This window comes from Flavobacterium fluviatile, assembly GCF_010645065.1.
GTDB lineage: Bacteria > Bacteroidota > Bacteroidia > Flavobacteriales > Flavobacteriaceae > Flavobacterium > Flavobacterium fluviatile.
On sequence record NZ_JAADZW010000060.1, the window covers coordinates 1 to 2184 of the forward strand.

3 protein-coding genes are annotated in these 2184 nt (G+C 35.7%); all 3 read right to left on the bottom strand.

The genetic code is table 11. The annotated features are described in order from the left end of the window. Nucleotides 1-81: 81 nt before the first annotated feature. Nucleotides 82-723, bottom strand: coding sequence for a P-loop NTPase family protein (locus GXM17_RS21180; protein ID WP_163401508.1), 642 nt, complete (start codon nt 721-723; stop codon nt 82-84). 1 nt (nt 724) lies between these two features. Beyond that, nucleotides 725-1663 carry an AAA family ATPase gene (locus GXM17_RS21185; RefSeq protein ID WP_163401509.1) on the bottom strand — a complete coding sequence of 313 codons (939 nt, stop codon included), beginning with the start codon at nt 1661-1663 and terminating at the stop codon, nt 725-727. Further along, the coding region (locus GXM17_RS21190) for a hypothetical protein (protein WP_208796477.1) at nt 1660-2184 on the bottom strand (525 nt) is incomplete at its 5' end. The genes GXM17_RS21190 and GXM17_RS21185, both read right to left, overlap by 4 nt.

Consider the following 2184-nt stretch of genomic DNA (forward strand, 5'->3'; position numbering starts at 1 on the left):
CAATTTTGGTAAAAGTTCCAGATTAATGATTCGTGTTGCTCTGGGGTAATGTTCAGTTTTTGAATTGTTGTTTTCATAGCTTTAATTTTTTTGTTGTCCGTGTAAATCTTGATAACCTTTTTCCCAAACCACATATTGAGTTGCATGTGGTCCATATTTCCGTCCTTTGTTTGTTGCTAAGTAGCCACTTACAACTACCTTTTGTGTAGCATCAAACTTAATCCTGTCTTCAAATTCGGTTTTTGGATTTTGTCCTTTTCCATGACCCACAAAAACCAATGTTTTATCTTTAAATCTTTTCCTGAAATTCAAATAATCCTCAAAGGTGTAGCCCATAAAGAAGTATGCTACTGAATCTATTACTACTACCTGAGCGCTGTTCCTTCGTTCCAGTCTTTCAATAAGTTGTTCAAGTGTGTCATCGACCAGACTAAAATTTTTTGCAACGTCCTGCATTTGAAAGAGCTTTAACCTGTCCTGTAGATTTTCATCGTCCAAATCTTCCTCTCTTGATACTAAAATTGTCTTTTCAGTCTTGGCAAACTCCTTAATTAACTGCATTATAAAAGAACTTTTACCGCTTGAACTATCACCCCAAATAAACCAACGTCCTTTCTTTTGAGGGTTTCCGAAAACATCAAAAAAGCGTCCAGTAAACTTGATGACCGATACAATTGCAGAAAGGACATTCGATACGGTTAGAGCTCTTTTTAATTTCTCCATATTAGGCACTCAATAAATTCGGCATTCCTAATATGGTTCTAACAAAATCCTCTGTTAGTGGTTGACCGGTTCTGTCAGCTTCTTTCATTGCCGGAACTAACACATCATGTAACTCTCCGTAATTGTCGCAGTTTTGTTTTAAGAATCTAATCAAGGCTTTATCTTCAATTTGGTTTAAGAACATTGAAAAACTTCTGTCTATGCCTGGCAATTCTCTAATACCAAATTTTATTCTTCTGTAAAACTGTGGTATGCCAGAACGATTCTTTTTTCTTAATTTATCAAGGTTATCCGTTAACTGGCTGGTACCAATAAGCGTGATTCCGCAAATTTTGATAAGAGCATCGTATAACTCTTTCATAGAACAAAGTGCCGGCTGTTTCATATACTCGCACTCATCAAATATTAAGTGCGGTTTTTGTCCTTCAAGTCTTAGTTGTTTTAGCTTTTTAGCTATTTCGCCAATTTTCTTGCTTTTAGTTTTTGGAGTTGCAATTTTTAAGGCGTCAATAATCTTGTCAAGTAAATCGCCAATAGTATCAAGAGAACCAACAACTATTTTAAAAGTGTCAACTGGATTGGCTCTTAAGAACATATCAGAAATGTAACTTTTACCTGAACCGGTTTCGCCAATGATAATGTTTGTTAATCCGTTTTCTTTGGCATCTTCCAGAGTTGAAAGCATTCTATATAGCTGAGGCGTTTCTTTCAAACCCCAATATTCTTTTTTTAATGAATAGCCTATAAATTCAGCAACCATTAAGTACCATTTGTCCTTTATTTCTGATTTACCTACTGTGGTTTCACCGTTTCTGATGCTCGAAATATAACTTTCGTTTACTCCTGAGCGCTTTACAATTTCGTTAGCAGAAATACTATGCAAATTGATGTAGTTGTTAAGTGCCTCAGTAATTTGCTGTTTTTGTGTTGTTGTAATCATAGGTTAGTGTATTTGTTTAGGTTAACTTTCTCTTTTAAATAGTTGGTCTGGGTTTCCTGCCAGTTGGATTCTTCTAATACTTTTTCTCGTTTTTCCTGTTTAGCAGCGATTCTTTTTGTTGCCGTTTCTAAACGTTCAGCAGACTTTTGATCTTTGTGCTGTCCCAGACTATCAGGAATCATTAATTTTTTAAGAGTATCTAATCTCGGGTGGTTGTCGAATAAATCTTCTAAAACCTCTCTCTGCTGTGTACCTCTCAAAATAATTTCGTTATTCATACGACTATTGTAGTCATATACCAATTGCCTTTGCTGTGCATCGCCTTTCTCCTGATCGTATAAAGCCATTGGCTGAATGTACTTTTCTTGAAGAATAAATTCCATAGTGCCAATTTCTTCAACTAATCGACCGTCCCGGCTTTTAGCATTGCTCACCAATACTTGTCTTAAGTCATCAGCATCATAAAAAACCATCCAATCCTCATGCATGTGCTTTCTAAAATTTAGGTCGAAAGTATCGTA